Origin of the sequence: Microcoleus sp. C2D2 (genome assembly GCF_036702495.1) — a bacterium.
Taxonomy (GTDB): Bacteria; Cyanobacteriota; Cyanobacteriia; order Cyanobacteriales; family Microcoleaceae; genus Microcoleus.
In genome coordinates this window covers 1-3,773 of record NZ_JAUBTO010000305.1, presented here as the reverse complement: position 1 = coordinate 3,773, position 3,773 = coordinate 1, and the positions used below count along the sequence as shown (strand labels likewise).

The window sequence follows — 3,773 nt, the reverse complement described above, 5'->3', positions numbered from 1 at the left end:
GTCATATTCTACCATGCTGTGCCTAGATTGTGAACCTTCTTTTTTTGCTGTTACCCCGATTTATTGAGCGGATACAGCTGCAGAATACATTAAAGTCCCCGCAAATACCGAACATTGGTTTTATCTCACTCCGTCGCTGTACTTGAAAGCCGTGCAGTATTACACCACTGCTCAAGGGTGGGTTCCTCAGTACACTAACAGGAAGTTAAAAATTAAAAACTAATGTAGGGTGATCCGTCCGCACCTTCCTAAAAACTCAATGTAAGGTGCGGACAGATCACCTTTATAAAAACTAATGTTACCCATTAAATGCTCTCTAATCCAGCGGTGTGGCTATTTCAATTTCTTCGCAGCGCTGCAAAAGCGCTTCTATTTCCTGAGCTAAAAAAATCACTTCGGGCCAAGAAGAACCGTTGATTAAATCTTGAGCGTGAGCTAATTTGTTTCTCAATGCTTCTGCTGATTTTAAAAAACGCTCTCCGTAGCGTTTGGATTTCAGCCCCAGCCGATCGACTATTTCAGCAGAAGTCAGGATTAAATCTCGCTTGTCGCAGAATTGCAGGTAATCGATTAAGTCAATTGCTTCATTTCGGGATCGCCCCAATTCCCAAAGGTGTTTTGCCACTAAGATGCGATCGCTCTTAAGGAACTTCTGCCAAGAATCTTGGGGAAAGTAAATCCGCACGATCCGCAATAAATTCATTTCCAGAAGCGTCACCAATCCAAACAGCAGCATCCGCACCGGTGCTTTTTGCAAATCGCCGCAGGTAACGATACCGTTGATCCTGTTGCTTTCTAATACAAATAATCTCGGTTTTTCTCGCAGCAGCGGCAGCAATTCCATTAAAGGAGTCGAGGCGGCGATTAATTGTGATGGGTGAAAAATTTGCTGGTATTCGCTGCACTTGCCTGCCATTAAATGCGATCGTTCTATATAGCCGCAAACCGTGCCGTTTTCTTCGATACCGAGCACGTCAAAATCGCGGGTCTCCATCCACGATCGCAATTTGGCTGCGTCTTCGCAAGCGGGGACAGATTTCAGCGGTTCCGCGAGGTATTTAACTGTAATGCTGTCTTTGAATAAACCCCGCAAGTCGGCGGAGCTTGATTTTAAATGTTTCATCAAAAAAATTGGGTAGAAACCCCGTCCTTCTAGGACGGCTTTACACGGTGTCGCAGTATAATTTCAGCGGTCAATGACCTACTGTCGGTCGATGGAGACATAAACCCGCGTCTCCAAAGTTTGCGATGTTTCGCAACGGGGAAGAAAAATCGGTTCTAAAGTCCCGGCAACGATTCGGCGGATGCAAGGGGGATCTAGACTCAGGTAAAACCGATATTTCTCAAGGGTTTCATATCGTTTCCCGTTGGATGGGCACGATAAAGTCAAAGTCAATAATTCCACATTCCCCCACGGACCACTCCCCATCATAAGGAGTGCAACCGGAATTGATATCAGTCTTAAGTTGAGACCAATGTCCCTTAGCGTGTCCCTACAGAATTCATGATATTACTTACTGGCTAATTCCGGGCAATAATGGTTGGCGGCAAGAGTGGTAATAATATCCGCATCGGCGAGAAAACTTTCTTTGGCAGTGGGATTTTCGATACTGACAGCTTGCCCGATCGCTCTTAATTTAAACTCCGGCAGAGAAAGTCCCGATTTTGCTTCCGCACACATTCTTTTAGCTGTGGCAATTTTTTGACCGGGCGCTCTTTGGATTGCTTGCAGTAAATTGTCCGTTGCTTCGGGAGAGTAGCTTTTTGCTAAGCGTTTGTAGTCTTCGATAAATTTCCCATCGTTTCCTGTCAGCTTAATGTCGGATTCTTGAGGCGAACACAACTGGTTTAAGTTAATTACTTCTCCCGCTGGATTGACAATAAAACATCCTTCGCGTTCTTGGGCGATCGCGCTTTGACCACTGGGTACAAATTGTATAATAACGGCGGACATAACAGCAGTTAAACGCGAGTAATTTAGCATGGAAATTACGTGATATATTTGGGATTTTTAACCGCCGAATGCGGAGCAATATGGCGTTCTTGAGTTCGATCGTGTCCGGTAAATTAACCGAAATAATTGTAGGGGCGGGTTTACCAACCATCTATACTTATAACTAAAAATCTACATAAACCCGCCCTCCAAGCTGTCGGCAATTCAACAAAAATAATATCAGACGAGCGTTTCGTTGTCTGTGGAAGTTTTCATTAACAGCAAACATCCCCCTTGTGTCAGGGGCGAATGGGTGGAACCAGGAACAGATCGAATGTAGTCACCTTGATAACAAATTTCCCCTTCTACAATTAAATCTCCTTCTAATACAAACACTTCTTCCGAGCCAGCGTGTCGGTGCAGGGGAAATGTGCTTCCTGGTTCTAGTCGCATCAAGCAGGTAATTTCGCGCTTTTGTTTGTCAATGTAAAGCTTGCGGAGCCAGACTCCCGGAACTCCATAAGATTTCCATTTGACATCGTTCGATCGCACGATTAAAGAAGGAGTATTGTTCTCTGTTGGGGAGGTAACAATTGGCTTTAAATTGACTGATTCTGCCGGGGTGGGCGACAGTTCTGCTATGCGCTGGAACAGGCGGTTTTTGAGGTCGGGGGCGACGGGAACTGGGGGGGCTGTGTAGGCGATCGCGGCAATTGCTGCTTCAAAGGCAGCCCGTTCACTTTGCAGTTCTGGAGATGCTCTCAATTTCTCTGTAAGTGCGCGACTTTCTGACTCGTCGAGGGTATCGAGAGCTTGAAGGGCGGCAAGGATATTAAACTCCTCATCTGGCATCATTTCCATCTGTTTTCCGCCATTAATTGTAATTCAGCCTAAGTTGATTTTAAATTTGAGATTGGTCTGCTGCCCTCGCACTGAAGATGGATGATGAGAGATGCCATAATTTTAGATTGAGCTTAAACAACTTAAATTTTGTTGTTTGATAATCTAAAATTGTTCGCTCAAAGCTTGACGCAATTTGGAAATACCCAACCGAATTCTGGTTTTGATTGTACCTGTGGGGATACCAGTTTTAGCCGCGATCGCCGCGCAAGTCAATCCTTGGTAGTAGGCGAGTTCTAGCGCAATTCGCTGTTCTGCAGGCAGTGTTTCTAGGGCTGCTTTGACTTGTTCGCTGCGTTCTTCGAGCATTGCATCTTCCATCGGTTCTGCAATGTCGTCCGTGGATATTTTAGCATCTTCCATACAAGCCTGAGCCGCCCGGACTGTTCGCTGCAAAACTCGGAGTCGATCGAGGGAACGACTGCGGGTAAGCATGAACAACCAGGTATCTGCTCGACTGCGAGAAGGATCGTAAGTTGCTGCTTTTTGCCAAATTTGGGAAAAAACATCGAGTACCACTTCTTCAGCTTCTTCTACCGAACCCAGAATTTTGTAAGCGAGAGCGTAACTTGGACGACCGTAGCGATCGTAAAGTTTAGCTAATGCCGTTTGGTCTTTCCGGGCAATCTGCACTAAGAGCAGCGATTCCTCGCTTGACTTCTGGCCTGTCATCTCAGTGTACCGAAAAATTTTTGTTTTGACGGCACAGATCCAAAATTAAAAATTCGGCGTATATCACTACAGAACATAATTGTAAGTTAGAAGTTGGGGAGACAAGCTGGAGTATGCCTTTTCTGGCTAATCTTGTCGTGCTTTAAATTGAAAAAATCCCACGTCATCTTGCAGTTTACCACCTAATTAGGATCGCGAATTAAATAACTTACAATTTTAATTGTTATTGTGGGATGGGCGTCCCGCCCGTCCAACAAGGACGGGCGGG

At 45.3% G+C, this 3,773-nt stretch carries 4 protein-coding genes; all 4 read right to left on the bottom strand.

The genetic code is table 11. The annotated features are described in order from the left end of the window. Nucleotides 1-316: 316 nt before the first annotated feature. The 4 genes from QUB61_RS38335 to QUB61_RS38320 all read right to left on the bottom strand — a co-directional run bounded on the left by QUB61_RS38335 (nucleotide 317) and on the right by QUB61_RS38320 (nucleotide 3,505). Nucleotides 317-1,123 (bottom strand): hypothetical protein, encoded by an 807-nt coding sequence (locus QUB61_RS38335; protein WP_333136596.1) that lies wholly within the window; start codon nucleotides 1,121-1,123, stop codon nucleotides 317-319. Between the two features lie 387 nt (nucleotides 1,124-1,510). Then, entirely contained in the window at nucleotides 1,511-1,954 is a 444-nt protein-coding gene (locus QUB61_RS38330) for a DUF732 domain-containing protein (protein WP_333136598.1), read from the bottom strand. Nucleotides 1,955-2,173: 219 nt separating this feature from the next. Further along, entirely contained in the window at nucleotides 2,174-2,788 is a 615-nt protein-coding gene (locus QUB61_RS38325) for a cupin domain-containing protein (protein WP_333136600.1), read from the bottom strand. Nucleotides 2,789-2,938: 150 nt separating this feature from the next. Beyond that, nucleotides 2,939-3,505 carry a sigma-70 family RNA polymerase sigma factor gene (locus QUB61_RS38320; protein WP_333136602.1) on the bottom strand — a complete coding sequence of 189 codons (567 nt, stop codon included), beginning with the start codon at nucleotides 3,503-3,505 and terminating at the stop codon, nucleotides 2,939-2,941. Nucleotides 3,506-3,773 lie beyond the last annotated feature (268 nt).